Here is a 14,708-nt window from a genome sequence, read left to right on the forward strand (position 1 = left end):
AGACTTACGCCAGCGCAGCGGCACTGGCTCTGGAGCGCCAGGCGAACGTCAGCACCATCAGCAGGCCCAGACCAGCCATCGCCGCGCCGGCCAGGGATATCGCCGGATAACCCAGCCCGGCATTGATCACCGCGCCACCGAGCGCCGCGCCGATCGCGTTGCCGAAATTGAACGCACCGATGTTCACCGCCGAAGCCAGATTCGGCGCGTCCTTGGCGGCTTCCATCACGCGCATCTGCAGCGGCGGTACCAAAGCGAAGCTGGCGATACCCCAGATCAGAATGGCCACGGCGGCCGGCAGCGGCCAGCGCATCAGCACCGTGAATGCGAGCAACACCACAATCAATGCGCTCAGCGACACGATCAGGGTGCGGTCGATAGAACGGTCGGCAGCCTTGCCGCCCCACATATTGCCCAGCGTCAAACCGATTCCGAACAACACCAGCATCGCGGTGATGAACGCGGCTGAGGCGTGGGTTTCGCTGCTGAGAATCGGCGCGATGTAGGTGAACACGGTGAACATTGCGCTTGAGCCGACCACGGTCAGGGCCAGCGCCGCCAGTACCGGACCTCGGCCCAATACACGTATTTCCGCCATCGCACCCGCGCCTTGCTCTGCTTTCAGATTGGGCAGGGCGAACCACAAGGCGATCATGGTCAGCACGCCGAGGCCGGTAATGCCCCAGAACGCAGTGCGCCAGCCAAACAGTTCACCAAACCACGCCGCCAGCGGCACACCGCCAATGGTCGCCAACGTCAGGCCCATGAACATCGCTGCCACGGCGCCGGCACGTTTTTCCGGCGCGACCACACTGGCGGCAACCACCGAACCAACCCCAAAGAATGCGCCGTGATTGAGCGAGGTGATCACCCGGGCGACCATCAGGCTGTAGTAGTCGGTGGCCAGCGCCGACATCAGGTTACCCAGGGTGAAAATCGCCATCAGCCCGATCAGCAGATAGCGCCGCGGGATCTTGCCGGTGGTCAGGGTCATCAACGGCGCGCCAAGCAGCACGCCCAAGGCGTAGGCACTGACCAGCAACCCCGCAGCGGGAATGGAAACGCCGAGATCGGCGGCGATGCCGGGCAACATGCCCATCGGCGCGAACTCGGTGACGCCGATGCCAAAGGCGCCGACAGCGAGTGCAACAAGTGGTGGATTGATACGCATGGAAAGTCTCCTCATCTATGCCGCCAATGCTACGATCCATCGTTTTCAGGCGGTAGATGGCGATTTTGGCAATCACCTTTGCGTAAGAGGCACGAATGGACTTCAACGGCAGATCAGGGGAAATGAGCGTGTTCGTCACCGTGGCGCAGGAGGGCAGCCTCTCAGCGGCTGCGCGTGCGCTGGGGCTGACGCCTTCGGCGGTCAGTCGGATCATCGCCCGCGCTGAGCAGCGCCTCGGCACTCGTCTGCTGCTGCGCACGACCCGCGCGCTGACGTTTACCGCCGAGGGCGAGGCCTTCCTGCGCGGTGCCCGGCGAATTCTCGCCGACATGGACGAAGTGGAAGGGGCCATTACCGACCAAGGCGTACCCAAGGGCCGCTTGCGTGTCAGTGCCGCCCTTGGCCATGGACGGCTGACCATTGTGCCGCTGGTCGCAGCCTTCACCGCCCGCTACCCGAACATCGTCGTCGACCTCAGCCTTGGCGACGAAGTAGTCGACATCCTTGCCGGTCAGGCGGACGTCGCCATCCGCTTCGGCCATCTGCCCGACAGCCCGTTGACCGCACGCCGGCTCGGCCACACCGGCCAAGTCGTGGTCGCATCGTCCGACTACCTGAAACGCCACGGCACACCTCTCGAACCGGAAGACCTGCTCAAGCACAACTGCCTGCGCTTCAACTTCCGCCGCGCCGAAGCCAACTGGCCGTTTATCCGCGACGGCAAGGAGTTCTCGCTGAAAGTCAGCGGCAACATCGAATGCAGCAGCGGCGAAGCACTGGCCCAGTTCGCCAGGCTCGGTGCAGGCATTGCGCGCATTGGCGAGTTCACCGTCAGGGAAGACTTGCAGCGCGGCGCGCTGATCCCGCTGCTGCAAGCGTTCAACCCGGGCGATGAGGAACCGATTCATGCGGTGTTCGTCGGCGGCGCGGCGATGCCGGTGCGGGTGCGCTTGTTCGTGGATTTTTTGCTGGAGCAGCATCGGATGTAAGCGTGCCGGTCGGATTCAGCGAGTCGTCCTTGACCCGCAGGCTGGCGGCTAGATTGTCGGGATGGTCCCGCCGTCGATCACAAATTCACTTCCTGTGATCGAAGCCGCTCGCGGCGACGCCACAAACCCGATCAGCTCAGCCACTTCAGCTGGCGTCGATGGGCGGCCGAGCGGAATACCGCCCAAGGCTTGCATGATGATGTCCTTGCCCCCCTGATAGTCAGTGCCAGCCTCCTGCGCGAGTCGCTCGGCCAATGCCACCGATGCTTCGGTTTCGACCCAGCCCGGGGAAACCCGAACCACCCGGACCCCTTTGGGCGACACCTCTTTCGACAGGCTCTTGCTGTAGGTCGACAGCGCAGCCTTGGCCGCCGCGTACGCTGTGGTGGATTCCGGCAGTGGCAGTCGACTCTGGATGGAGGTGACATGGATCACCACGCCATCCCGACGCTCGAGCATGCCCGGGAGCAGGGCGCGATCGAGGCGCACCGCTGGCAGCAAATTCAGATTGAGCTCGCGTTGCCACTGCTCCTCGTCGAGCGCTGCAAAACCACCACCGGGGGCCGACGAGCCACCCAGGACATGAACCACTATGTCGACGCCGCCCAGTTGCTGTTGGACCGCTGCGATGAGTGCGTCACAACCTTCCTGTGTCGAAAGATCAGCCGCAACCAGCAGTGCTCCCGGCATTTCGACGTCCACTTGCCGAGCCGAGGTGATGACCTTTGCGTCCTCGGCCAGAAACCACTCGACCACTGCTTTGCCGATTCCCTTGGTGCCGCCGGTGACGAGGACCCGCTTGCCAGTCAATCCTGAATTCAGCATGGCGAAATCTCCAGCGCTCGGAATTGATGGGTCGCGTCGTAGATTTCTTTCTCGTCGATGACTGTGACATACGTCTGCACGACGGCGGGAAGTTGAAGGTTCATTGGCTGACTCCTGATTGATTAACTGGAGTCATCTTGCTGCGCTGCAGATAGTTTGTTCAACTGGGACAAGCCTTAATGACCTATCCCGAAAAACAGGACAATCCATGGTTCAGGATCGTTTGGCCCTCAATGAACTGGACGCCGTCATAGCCGTGGCTCGAAGGGGGTCGTTTCGCCAGGCCGCCATTGATCTCGACGTCTCCACCACCGCGCTGAGCAACACCATTGCGCAACTGGAAGCGCGCCTCGAATCGCGACTGTTCAACCGCACGACCCGTAGCGTCGCCATCACCGAAGCGGGGAGAGTGTTTCTCGAACAGGTGGGGCCAGCCTTGCAGGATTTGCGTGCGGCACTCGATGCAGTGCGCTCGCAAAACGCCGGACCCTCGGGCACGCTGCGCATCAACGCCTTCGCCAGCGCTGCGCGTTCGGCGCTGCTGCCACTGGTGATCGAGTTTTTGCAGCAGCATCCGAAAGTCCATATTGATCTTGTAACCGAAGGCCGGCTGGTGGATATCGTGGCTGACGGCTTCGATTTCGGCGTGCGCTCGGCAGGCCTTGTGCCCAACGATGTGATTGTGGTGCCAGTCGGCCCGCCGCAACGTTACGCGGTGGTCGGTTCGCCGGGGTATTTTGCACAACACGGCAAACCGCGCACGCCGTCCGATCTGCCCGGGCATCGATGCATCCGCGTGCGACTGCCGAACGGGGCGATTTTCCCCTGGTATTTCGAGCGGGACGGAGAAGTCACCCGTCTGGATGTGAACGGTCCGCTGACCCTGGATGAATCGAGCGTGGTCAAGGTCGCGGTGCAGGCGGGCATGGGGCTGGGCTTTTTCATGGAGCAGGACGTTCGTGACGAAATCCGCACCGGCGAGTTCGTGCAGGTACTCGAGGACTGGACGCCGCCCCGAGACAGGTTGTGCCTGTACTACCCGAACCGCCGCAATCCCTCTGCGGCCGCCAGGGCATTCATCGAACTGGCTCGCGCCAGGCAGGCTGATCAGGCGTGACCGGGTGGACTCAGGCGATCAAGCCCAGTGTCAGCCCCTTCAGGGTGGCGGCTGCCCGGGTCGAACATTGCAGTTTGCGAAAGATGCTTTCCATGTGCGTGCGCACCGTGCTCGGACTGATAGCCAACAGTTGCGCGACTTGCTTGTTGCTCGCGCCACGGCTGATTTCCAGGAGAATGCGGCACTCACGGGCTGTCAGCAGCGAAGGCTTGGGTTGCCGCAGGCGGCGCTCGCCACTGGCGGCAGCAATGACCGCTTCGCAGACATCGTGATCGAACAGACCACGGCCAGCATCCTTTTTGAGTAGCGTGGCTGCTGCGGTTTCGTCGTGGGCTGATCGCCATGGCCGGGCTTGCCTCAACGCCACCCAGGCGACCGAGGTGGCGAACAGCCGATATTCGGCATTCAGTGCATCACCCGCCACCCCGCGAAAATAGCCGCTGCCATCGAGCCGTTCATAAGCGTGGGTGGCTATCTCGGCGGGCGCGGCCAATTCCGCTACCGGTCGGAGCGCCTGTTGCGTCCAATAAGGCACCAGGCGCACTCGCTCTGCCGCACCGTAGGGCAGCGGCCCTGGGCTATTCCATAGGTGATTGGAAACGGCTGCGCGGCCGAGACCGTAAATCAGCGCGGACTTGCCAATGTCTGTCAGCGTCGGCTCACCCAGGCCCCACAGGCGCGCAGCTTCCACGGCAACATGGGCGACCTGACGCGAATGCCCGGCCAGCCATGGCAGCTTCAAGTCAATGATGTCTCCGACCAAAGTCAGTGAGACATGACGCTGCTCGGGCGCGGGTTCAACTTTAGAGGAAAGCGTTTCCAGATCCGCCAGCCATTCCTTGGCATTGGCCACCAGCAACGACACCAGCGATGCGGGATAGCGCCGATCCGACTGCTCGCTGATCCAGCGCAGCGCCGCGTCCAGGCCATGGGCGCGGGTGAGAATGTCCAGATCACCGGCCATGACCACCTGATAGGCGACTTCCGGGATGTGCTCATGGCTTACGCCCAGTGGTCGGCCAGTGCCGTCGTAGGTTTCGAACACCCGACACAGGCCCGCTTCAACGGCGGTTCCGAGCTGGAGGGTTTTGGCGATTGCACCGGACACTTCACAGTGCACCACGGCCAGCGGGGTTGCCTGATGCACCGCGTTCATCTGTTCATTGCCCAGGGTCAGATCGAGCATCGCGCGGCGACCATCGACGTCGTCGCCCAGCAGGTCGGCAAAGCCTTCGGCGTTGGCCGTGCACCCAGACCAGCGCAGCAAGGCAATCTGCTCTGCAACCTGCAGATGCTCACCGTCGCCATGGCATGCCTGCGCGAGCATCCGCGCCAAAGCGGCAACGCGCCGGGAGTGACCGAGCGGTTGCCCCATGCTGAGGTCACCGACCTGGGCGATGGTTGCCAGTGCGCCGTCCAGTGAGATGTCCAGTTGCAAGCCACTATCCATGAAAAATGCCCCGGGGTCGGATAATTGACCGATGCCCACATCGCAGGCCGGCCAGCACACTCTGAACTCCCGAACAGGAGCTCATCCAATGAAAACAATCAAATCGAAATTCGCCACCGTCGCCTTTGCCCTGGCCAGTACCTTCATGGCCGGCGCCAGCCACGCGCAGGATACAACGCCTTCGGTGGTGATCGTACACGGCGCCTTCGCCGACGGTTCCGACTGGGCCAAGGTGGTGCCACTGCTGCAAGCCAAAGGCGTGGCCGTTACCGTTGTGCAAAACCCGCTCACCTCTCTGGCCGACGACGTTGCCGCCACGCGCCGCGCGCTGAACAACCAGCAGGGCAAGGTGGTGCTGGTCGGTCACTCCTGGGGTGGCACGGTGATCACCGAGGCTGGCAGCGACCAGAAAGTCAGCGCGCTGGTGTATGTCGCCGCCTTCGCGCCAGACGCCGGGCAAACCAGTGGCGAGCAGGGTAAAGGCGCGCCGACGCCGCCGGGCATCAGTCAGATCAAGGCCGACGCTAACGGCTTCCTCTATCTGACCCCCGAAGGCATGGCCAAGGACTTCGCTCAGGATCTGCCGGCCGCGCAAACTGCCGTCATGACCGCCACGCAAGGGCCGATCAAGGCCTCGGCTTTCGAAGATAAAACCACCGTTTCGTCCTGGAAAACCAAGCCGTCCTGGTACCTGCTCGCTACCGAAGACCGGATGATTCATCCCGATGTCCAGCGTTCTGCCGCCAAGCGTATTGGTGCGACCCTTGCAGAAGTGCACGCCAGCCATGTCCCGCAGCAATCGCAGCCGGCCGAGGTCGCCGCAGTGATTCTCAAAGCCGTGCACAGCGTTGCTAAGCAGTGATCGCGGCATCGAAGGGGAGCGGGCGTATGAACCCTCGAAGCGATCACGACTATGACTTCATTGTCTGTGGTGCCGGCACGTCGGGCTGCGTGGTCGCTGCGCGGCTTGCCGATGAGTCAGGCGCACGGGTTCTGCTGATTGAAGCCGGCGAAGGTTACTCAGGCCCCGAGGTGACCGAACCGGCGCAATGGCCGCTGAACCTCGGCTCCACGCGCGACTGGGCATTCGAGGGGCAATCCGATCCACGCCTCAACGGTCGACGGCTCCCGCTGAGCATGGGCAAGGGGCTCGGTGGAGGTTCGAGCATCAACGTGATGGTCTGGTCGCGCGGCCATCGCTGCGATTGGGAGCATTTTGCTGCCGAGTCTGGCGACCCGGCCTGGGGCTACGCATCGGTGCTCGATTACTACCGCAGGATCGAAAACTGGCAAGGCAGCCCGGACGCCACCCGGCGTGGTTCAGGTGGGCCGGTACATGTCGAACAGCCGGCCACGCCTCAACCCCTTGCGTGGGCAACGCTGGAGGCGGCCAGCGATCTGGGCATCCCTCGATTCGACAGCCCCAATGGCGAGATGATGGAAGGGCCAGGAGGGATCGCTGTCACCGACTTGCGCATCAAACAGGGCAAGCGCGAGTCGGTTTACGACGCTTACGTCCGGCCACGCTTGCACTGTCCGAACCTGACGGTGCTGACCGGGGCGTTGGTGACCCGCGTGTTGCTGGTCGGCACCCGGGCCGTCGGTGTCGAAGTGTTGATCGCCGGCGAGCGGCGGCGCTTTCATGCCGCATCTGAAGTCGTTCTGTCCATGGGCGCGGTGCAATCACCGAAAGTGCTCATGCAGTCGGGCATCGGCCCGGCGGATGAACTGCGAAAACACAGCATCGCACCGGTCGTTCATTTACCCGGTGTCGGCGAGAATTTGCAGGATCATCTGGCTTTCGGCTGCACGTGGGAATACCAACAACCCCAAGCGGTCGCTGGCAGCGGATGCGAAACCACCTTGTACTGGAAAAGCGACAGTCGCCTGGAAGCCCCGGATCTGTTGCAGTGTCAGCTGGCATTTGCGGTACCGTCTCCGCCAGAGGTCGCCATACAACCGCCGGAGCATGGTTGGACGATGTTCGCCGGGCTGGCCAGACCGGCCAGTCGCGGATGCCTGCGACTGTCGGGTGCAGGGCCGCTGGATGCACCGATCATTGAGCCGAACTCCCTGAGCGAGCCCGAGGACATGGCCGCAGCCCATGCGTCGATCGAACTGTGCCGGGCGCTCGGCAACAGCCAGGCCTTCGATGGGCTGATCAAGCGCGAAGTCGTGCCCGGGCCGAGAGAACGCCGCGCTATGGAACAGTTCATCCGCAACTCGGCGATGACCTACTGGCACCTGTCGTGTACGGCAAAAATGGGCCGCGATGCGCTGTCGGTGGTTGACCACCAATTGCGCGTGTACGGGATCGATGGGCTGCGCGTTGCAGATGCCTCGATCATGCCGCGCATTACCGTTGGCAACACGATGGCGCCGTGCGTCGTTATTGGTGAGCGGGCAGCGGAGCTGGTGCTTGCGGGAGTATAAAGCGCCCACAACGCCCCGCTGCGCAAAATCTGCTTTCACTCGTTCGCAAGATTTTCCCGCGCCCACTGCTCGGCCGTCGTGACCTGTATCGTCTGCTGCTCATTGAACGTGCCCGCTTTCGGCCACGCCACACCTCGACCTTGGGCAAACACCGCGCGGTATTTTTTGATGTGGTGAGTGGGGTCTTTTTCCAGTTCCTGCATCAGGTGCGGCACTGTCCAGACGTTACGCTTGAAGGGCCGTCCGAGCACGCGTTCGAGAAGGCCCGCGACCTGTTCATAGGTCAGCGTGTCGCCCGACAGATACACGATCTCGTTGCGAAAACGCGGTTCGAAGAAAACGATTTGTGCGGTCAGCTTGCCGATGTCGTCCGGGGTCGTCAGCGTCACGCTGGTGTCCAGGCTGCCCAGGGCGTTAACGGTGTCGTTGTCGAAATCAACGACTTCAAACACCGGCTCGAAGAGGAAACTGGTAAACATGCCGGTCGAGATGATCACCCATTCGGTTTTGTCCTGCGCGCGCAGCAGTTCGCGCACGTCGAGCTGAGCATCGAACAGATCCTGCGGACTGCCCCGGCCGATCACTTCGAAGTCCACGCCAAACTGCCAGGGAAAGTAGCGTTTGATGCCCGACTTGAGCGCAGCGGTCGCCAGCTTCATCGGCGTCTCACGACCAGCGACCATGCCGGCGCAGCCGATGACGGTATCGAAAGGTGCGAAGACTTCGGCCAGTTGGTCGATCGAATCGTTGACCAGATCTGCCGCTACCATCTGCACGCCGAGACTGCGCAGTTCATCGATTTCGGCTTTCTTTGCCGGCACCTGACTGTCGATCGTCGAGGCCCTGAGCAGGACGCTGATCGTGCTGCCGGGCGAGCGCTTTGCCACTCGCGCAAGGTTGCGCAAAACCGGCAGGCCGAGCTCGCCTGCGCCCAGGACAAGAATGGATTGCGGGGAAGGGTGGTTCGATTCGGTCATGATGTCTCCTGAGATCTGCATGTAAGATCGGCAAATGCTGGCACGATCGGGCAGTACTCAGAAGAAGGCACACGCGTGATACCAGGTGAAGAAATGACTGATCAGCAAGCGCTCAGTGAGGCAGAAGCAATCTGCCAGACGCTCAGACGAGACGATGATGGCGTGCGCCGCGAAGTGCTTGCGCACGCCGGTAGTCGCTGGTCGTTGGGCATCCTGCATGCCTTGGGGGTCTACGGCACGATGCGTCACGCCGAGATCAAACGGCAGATGACCGGCGTGACTCAGCGCATGTTGACCAAAACCCTGCGTGCGCTGGAACGCGACGGCCTGCTGACCCGGCGCGAGCTCGACCAGGTGCCGCCGCACGTCGAGTACGAGCTGACGCCATTGGGCATGGGCTTGCTGGTGCGGATGTCGCCGATCTGGACTTGGGTGGTGGAAAACGTCGAGGGTTTCCGCCAAGCGCGACGCACGTTCGATAGCCAGATCGGCAAGAAACCCTCATGGCAAATTCCTGTTCCAGCGCGGGATGATTCTGAAGCGTCAGACTGAGGTTTCGCGCTTCAGCTCAGCGGCACCGCGAACACGGCACTGGCGCGCGCAACCGTTCGCTCACCGACGTGCAGACTGACGCCAGCAAACGCCAATTGGCGGCCTTTTCTGGAGTGCTCAAGACGCACTTCGAGCCACTCGTTGATGTGCACCGCGCCGAGATAATCCAGGGTCATGCTCGCCGTAATCAATGGCTGCGGCGGATCGCTGGAGAAGGCCATGGCGTAGCCCATGCCGACATCGGCCAAAGTCGCCAATACACCACCATGCAAAGTGCCGCGACCATTGGCGTGGCGGGAGTCGGTCAGTAAACCCAATTCCAAGTGCAGCCCCTGACCTCTGGCGTAGATCGGGCCGAGCAGATCCAGCAACGGACTGCTGCGGGTCAATGGAGTGAAACCTTCGGGAATGGCCGTGGTGTTCATGATCCCATCCTGATGCAGGTGGCTGACCTGTGCGATTGAGCGGGGAATCGCAGGAAGGGGCAAGCACTATGCGGATGGGGAATTTGCTGCGATAAGTGCTGTACACGGAACTGACCAGCAAGGAGCTACGTGATGGATATTCAAATTCACATTGCGAAAGATGCGGATGCATCGGCTATCAGTGAGACGATCATCAAGACGCTCCGTGAGAGCAATGCTCGCGACTATCCACCCGAAATCATTGATCGAGTGATTAAAAGTTTTTCGCCCTCGAAGATCCTTTGCTTGTTGTCTGAGCGTCAGGTGCTGGTCGCTACGCTCGACAGTCAAATCGTCGCAACGGCAAGTCTTGATGGAGACGTTGTTCGAAGCGTATTTGTCGACCCGGACTTTCAAGGAATGGCTGTCGGAAGCCAGCTGATGAAGAGCATTCAATCACTCGCCATGGACGCAGGTTTCAACTTGCTGCGCGTTCCTTCTTCAGTCACCGCAGAAGGCTTCTATGCTTCGCTCGGCTTCAAGAAAATCAGAGATGAGTTTCATCAGACGGAGCGCACGATCATCATGGCGAAAACGTTGGAGCGGTAGCGTTCACCTAACGCTTGTGCCTGCCGAATGAGGCTTCCATCGCTGCCCGGTCATGGTCGAGCAGCCAGGCATGGTGACGTTGATAGAGCTGCGAAAGTAGCTCGGTGTTGGTCCCAACCACGTCCATGCCTCTGTCGTCATAGGGAAAGACCATGACTCGCTTGGGCAGATTGAACAGGTAGACAGCACAGTTCGCACGCGGTTGGATGTCGGCGCAATCCTTGGCCAATGCGCACCAGAGTAATGCTTGAATGCGGGCGGCAGACGCTTCGAAGGCGACGTTGACCCAGTATTCCGGCTCTTCCTCACTGAACCATTCCTCGTTATCTATTTCTTCGCTCCAGATGCACAGCGCTGATGGAGTGTCGATGCCAGCAGATTTAAGGGCGCGAAGAGTGCTGCGATGGGCGAATCGATTGCGACCGGAATGAATGCGCAGGCATGCGACAAACGATGCGTCCCCCTGGAAAATGTCGCCGCAGATGGTTATGGATTTGCGCATAGCGGTCAGGAATTGCTCGATCATTCCGCCCGTTTCGGAGAGTTCGAAACGCAATCCTCCGGGCCAGGAATAGAAAAGCGGACGGGCGAATGCCTGGGGTCCAAATGCGTTTTCGATCTCAGCTCTCAGATTCACTTTCTTCCCTTCAATGTGGATTTCTGTTTGTTCAATACGCGGGTGAAGTCAATGCGAAGACACAAACGGCGAAGCAGTCGTCGGTGCCGGCAGCGCATAGGCCTGTTTCATCCACGCAACTTCCGCTAGCGGTGTGCGGCCGAAGAGGCGTTTGAAATCGCGGCTGAATTGCGAGGCGCTTTCGTAGCCCACCAGAAACGCAGATTTTGCCGCGGTCAGGTCGTTGCGCAGCATCAGCAATCGCGCCTGGTGCAGCCGCGTCGATTTCAGGTACTGCATCGGCGAGGAATCGGTGACCTTGCGAAAGTGCAAATGAAAATTCGGCACGCTCATCTGCGCTTCCTCGGCCAGGGTTTCTACGTCGAGATGTTGGTTATAGCAACTGTGGATCTTGTGGATGGCGCGGGTCACTTTGCCGAACTGACCTTGCTGGGCGATGGCGGCGCGCAGGGTGCCGCCTTGTTCGCCGGTGAGGATACGGTAGTAGAGTTCGCGCAGCATCGCCGGGCCGAGGATTTGCGCGTCGGCATCGTCGCTCATCACTTCAAGAAAACGCAGGGTTGACCGGCGCAGCGGTTCGTCGAGAGGCGAGGCGTACATGCCCATCGGCTGCGCTGTAGGGAAATCCCACCGCTCATCCACTTGCTGAATCAGCTCGCCGGCCAAGGCGAAATCCAGACGCACGTACACCGCGAGCATCGGCTCGGCTTCGCTGGCGTCGGTTTCCATGGTGAAGGGTACCGGCACCGACACCACCAGATAATGCTGAGCGTCGTAGACGTAGATTTCATCGCCGAGATAGCCGCGTTTACGCCCCTGACAAAGGATCACGATGCCCGGTTCGTACAACACCGGCGTGCGGGTCAGCGGTCGGTTGGAACGCAGGAAACGCACATCGTCCAGCGGGCTCAGGTTGTAACCCTCCAGCGGGGCGAGCTGGCTCATTAACTGGACCATGCGCGCTGTGATAGGGTCTTTCGGTTTCGGCATGGGCTGTGGGTTTCCTTGTGAAAAGGCGGGTTTGAACCTGTCTGGCTGATTGGCGGGGTGTCAGACAGAGCCCTCACCCTAGCCCTCTCCCAGAGGGAGAGGGGACTGACCGTGGTGTTTGATCGGGATCTGCCGACCTGAAATATCGCGCCGAATGCTGACCGCGCTGTTCTAGAGTAATAAGCCCTGCGGAAATCTTCGAGGCAGGCTCAGGAGTTGAATCCACCCGCGATCGGCTCCCTCTCCCTCCGGGAGAGGGCTGGGGTGAGGGTGCTTTTGATCTTTCAGCCATCCGTCGAACGGCTAAGCGCTGCCCATTGCTCAATACTCTCCGCCGTGCGCTGCAATTTGTCACGCACCAGCGCCAGCGCATCACTGCCCAATAGCAGATGAGCCGGCGGGTTTGGACTGTCGATGATCGTCAGCATGACCCGTGCAGCTTTCTGCGGATCGCCCAGCTGATGGCCACTTTTCTCCTCCCGGGCCTTGCGCACCGGATCGAAGCTTGCGTCGTAGTCACTGATGCTACGCGGCGTGCGTTGCATCGAGCGGCCTGCCCAGTCGGTGCGAAATGACCCCGGCGCCACAGCGGTGACAAAAATATTGAAGGGCGCAAGCTCCTTGCTCAAGGTGTCGGAGATCCCCTCAAGCGCAAACTTGCTGCCGCAGTAATACGCGATCCCGGGCATGGTGATATGGCCGCCCATCGAAGTGATATTGAGGATATGCCCCGCGCGGCGCTGGCGGAAATACGGGACGAAAGCCTTGGTCACCGCCACCGCGCCGAATACGTTGACGTCGAACTGGCGGCGCATTTCCTGCAGCGATGACTCTTCAAAAATCCCCTCATGGCCATAACCTGCGTTGTTGACCAGCACGTCCACCGGGCCGTGACGATCCTCCACAGCCGCAACCACCCCATCGATGGCATCGAACTCGGTAACGTCCAGCACCACCCCATGCGCGCGCTCGGGCGACAGCGCTTCGAAGGCTGCCAGAGCGGATTCACTGCGCACTGTGCCGATAACCCTGTGACCTTTAGCGAGCGCTTCCTTGGCCAGCGCCTGGCCGAAGCCGCTGCTGACACCGGTGATGAAAAGGGTCTTCATGGATCTGTACTCCAGCAGGCAATTGGAGAGGCCATGCTAGGGCGGATAACGCTGGCGGACGATGCCGAATCGGATCGAAGTATTGCCTGTTCCTATCAATAGAGTTTTCGATCAGGTCTTGCCTCAAAAAACGGAAAAGTCCTGCAGGTCTCATACCCGCAGGACTTTTCCTGTCTCGGCAACACGCACTTATGCTGCGCGACGGCCCGGTGTACGGTCCGATCCATCAGCGGCGAGGGCCTCACCCAGTGGGGTGCGGTCTGAGCCGTCGGCAGCGATGGCCTGGCCTTGTGGGGTCTTGTCATGACCGTCTTCAACCAGGCCTTGTTCCTCGAGGCGGTTGCGGCCGTTTTCAGCCAGAGCCTGGCCCTGCGGCGTACGTTCCGAGCCATCGGCAGCAACAGTCTGCTGTGGTTCGCTGACCTGGGTGAAGAAACGTTCTTCCTGATTACTCGGTACGGCGAATGCGCTTGCGCTGAGGGCGAAGGTGGCGATAGCGATCAGTTGGCTTACAGTTTTCATGGCGGTGACTCCGGTCAAATTTCGATTGAGGTCCGGGTCGTTCAGATCAGTCTCTGGTTAACCCGTTGCAGTGGTGTGTTCTGCATGGGTTCAGATTAGGGGGCAGGGCGGTGTCGGCGTTAAGCGGATACTGTCGGCGATTTGCCTGATTCTGCTCGCTGAAGATGATTTTACAGACTACCGACCTTCAGGCTTCAAGCTGTGATTCCGACACTGAATACCGATATTGCATTCGTTGATATTGAAAAGTGGCTTGGAAAAGCTAAGGTTCAGGCTTGGTCTCAAGGACGATCCTCCATGGCTTTGAATATCCGTACGGCGGCGGCAACCGATGCAGATGCCATCCAGCGCATTTATGCCCCAATCGTTCTGAATACTGCGATCTCTTTCGAAGAAACACCGCCGAGCATTACGGAAATTGCGCATAGGATAACTAAGACGCTTCAGACTTATCCCTATCTGGTGGCTGAAGAGCAGGGCGAGATCAAAGGCTATGCATACGCAAGTCAGCATCGCGCACGTCCGGCCTACCGATGGGCCGTTGATGTGACCGTGTACATCGCAGAATCAGTTCGTCGTCAGGGCGTCGGCCGAGAACTTTACGGGACCTTGCTTTCGATTCTTGAAAAGCAGGGATTTCACTCAGCCTACGCTGGGATCGCGCAACCAAATGAAGGCAGCGTGGGCCTGCATGAGTCACTAGGATTCACCCAAATCGGCATGTACCCGGAGGTAGGGTTCAAGCTTGGAAAATGGCACGATGTCGGCTACTGGCGACTCGGCCTGAACCAGGCGACTCCACCGCTGGAGCCAATCATCTTCCCCGAGCTTGAAGTCGCATCACAGTAAGCTCGCGCGAATTTGTCGGCGCGAGCAATCAGGTTCCGCCAGTGAGATAGCTTTGCACTTGCCTGACTACATCC

General features: G+C 60.6%; 16 protein-coding genes. 7 read left to right on the top strand and 9 right to left on the bottom strand.

Annotated features, from left to right (window positions below; all coding sequences use genetic code 11):
• Positions 1-4: 4 nt before the first annotated feature.
• Positions 5-1,171: an MFS transporter gene (locus tag D6877_RS12775; RefSeq protein ID WP_130911011.1), complete on the bottom strand. Its 1,167-nt coding sequence runs from the start codon at positions 1,169-1,171 to the stop codon at positions 5-7.
• A 95-nt stretch (positions 1,172-1,266) separates the two neighbouring features.
• Here D6877_RS12775 and D6877_RS12780 point away from each other — a divergent pair, with 95 nt between their 5' ends.
• Positions 1,267-2,160 carry a LysR family transcriptional regulator gene (locus D6877_RS12780; protein ID WP_130911012.1) on the top strand — a complete coding sequence of 298 codons (894 nt, stop codon included), beginning with the start codon at positions 1,267-1,269 and terminating at the stop codon, positions 2,158-2,160.
• 48 nt (positions 2,161-2,208) lie between these two features.
• On the opposite strand, the gene D6877_RS12785 is transcribed toward D6877_RS12780, so the two are convergent.
• Positions 2,209-2,985, bottom strand: a complete 777-nt coding sequence (locus tag D6877_RS12785) for an SDR family oxidoreductase (RefSeq protein WP_130911013.1) — start codon at positions 2,983-2,985, stop codon at positions 2,209-2,211.
• A gap of 208 nt (positions 2,986-3,193) precedes the next feature.
• Between D6877_RS12785 and D6877_RS12790 the strand changes: the two genes are divergently transcribed.
• Positions 3,194-4,102: a LysR family transcriptional regulator gene (locus tag D6877_RS12790; RefSeq protein ID WP_110599163.1), complete on the top strand. Its 909-nt coding sequence runs from the start codon at positions 3,194-3,196 to the stop codon at positions 4,100-4,102.
• Between the two features lie 10 nt (positions 4,103-4,112).
• Here D6877_RS12790 and D6877_RS12795 read toward each other — a convergent pair whose 3' ends face one another.
• Complete coding sequence (locus D6877_RS12795) at positions 4,113-5,552, bottom strand: HD domain-containing phosphohydrolase (RefSeq protein ID WP_130911014.1); 1,440 nt, start codon at positions 5,550-5,552, stop codon at positions 4,113-4,115.
• 88 nt (positions 5,553-5,640) lie between these two features.
• Here D6877_RS12795 and D6877_RS12800 point away from each other — a divergent pair, with 88 nt between their 5' ends.
• Together D6877_RS12800 and D6877_RS12805 are read left to right on the top strand one after the other, a co-directional pair.
• Positions 5,641-6,414 carry an alpha/beta hydrolase gene (locus D6877_RS12800; RefSeq protein WP_130911015.1) on the top strand — a complete coding sequence of 258 codons (774 nt, stop codon included), beginning with the start codon at positions 5,641-5,643 and terminating at the stop codon, positions 6,412-6,414.
• A gap of 26 nt (positions 6,415-6,440) precedes the next feature.
• Positions 6,441-7,985, top strand: coding sequence for a GMC family oxidoreductase N-terminal domain-containing protein (locus D6877_RS12805; protein ID WP_130911016.1), 1,545 nt, complete (start codon positions 6,441-6,443; stop codon positions 7,983-7,985).
• Between the two features lie 35 nt (positions 7,986-8,020).
• Here the strand turns inward: D6877_RS12805 and D6877_RS12810 are convergent, their stop codons facing one another.
• Positions 8,021-8,962: an aromatic alcohol reductase gene (locus D6877_RS12810; protein WP_130911017.1), complete on the bottom strand. Its 942-nt coding sequence runs from the start codon at positions 8,960-8,962 to the stop codon at positions 8,021-8,023.
• Between the two features lie 93 nt (positions 8,963-9,055).
• Here D6877_RS12810 and D6877_RS12815 point away from each other — a divergent pair, with 93 nt between their 5' ends.
• Positions 9,056-9,514 carry a helix-turn-helix domain-containing protein gene (locus D6877_RS12815; protein WP_130911018.1) on the top strand — a complete coding sequence of 153 codons (459 nt, stop codon included), beginning with the start codon at positions 9,056-9,058 and terminating at the stop codon, positions 9,512-9,514.
• Positions 9,515-9,525: 11 nt separating this feature from the next.
• Here the strand turns inward: D6877_RS12815 and D6877_RS12820 are convergent, their stop codons facing one another.
• Entirely contained in the window at positions 9,526-9,939 is a 414-nt protein-coding gene (locus D6877_RS12820; RefSeq protein ID WP_130911019.1) for a PaaI family thioesterase, read from the bottom strand.
• Positions 9,940-10,071: 132 nt separating this feature from the next.
• Here D6877_RS12820 and D6877_RS12825 point away from each other — a divergent pair, with 132 nt between their 5' ends.
• The gene (locus tag D6877_RS12825) at positions 10,072-10,527 is read left to right on the top strand and encodes a GNAT family N-acetyltransferase (protein ID WP_130911020.1); all 456 of its coding nucleotides are present in this window, start codon (positions 10,072-10,074) and stop codon (positions 10,525-10,527) included.
• Between the two features lie 7 nt (positions 10,528-10,534).
• Here the strand turns inward: D6877_RS12825 and D6877_RS12830 are convergent, their stop codons facing one another.
• The 4 genes from D6877_RS12830 to D6877_RS12845 form a co-directional block, all read right to left on the bottom strand.
• Positions 10,535-11,164 carry a DUF3885 domain-containing protein gene (locus D6877_RS12830; protein ID WP_130911021.1) on the bottom strand — a complete coding sequence of 210 codons (630 nt, stop codon included), beginning with the start codon at positions 11,162-11,164 and terminating at the stop codon, positions 10,535-10,537.
• A gap of 48 nt (positions 11,165-11,212) precedes the next feature.
• Positions 11,213-12,154, bottom strand: coding sequence for an AraC family transcriptional regulator (locus D6877_RS12835; RefSeq protein ID WP_130911022.1), 942 nt, complete (start codon positions 12,152-12,154; stop codon positions 11,213-11,215).
• Between the two features lie 284 nt (positions 12,155-12,438).
• Complete coding sequence (locus D6877_RS12840; RefSeq protein ID WP_130911023.1) at positions 12,439-13,263, bottom strand: oxidoreductase; 825 nt, start codon at positions 13,261-13,263, stop codon at positions 12,439-12,441.
• Positions 13,264-13,452: 189 nt separating this feature from the next.
• Entirely contained in the window at positions 13,453-13,785 is a 333-nt protein-coding gene (locus D6877_RS12845) for a hypothetical protein (RefSeq protein ID WP_130911024.1), read from the bottom strand.
• A 297-nt stretch (positions 13,786-14,082) separates the two neighbouring features.
• On the opposite strand from D6877_RS12845, the gene D6877_RS12850 reads away from it, so the two are divergent.
• Positions 14,083-14,634 (top strand): arsinothricin resistance N-acetyltransferase ArsN1 family B, encoded by a 552-nt coding sequence (locus tag D6877_RS12850; protein WP_073475408.1) that lies wholly within the window; start codon positions 14,083-14,085, stop codon positions 14,632-14,634.
• Positions 14,635-14,708: the final 74 nt, after the last annotated feature.

The organism is Pseudomonas sp. Sample_9, from assembly GCF_004307535.1.
GTDB lineage: Bacteria > Pseudomonadota > Gammaproteobacteria > Pseudomonadales > Pseudomonadaceae > Aquipseudomonas > Aquipseudomonas mercuritolerans.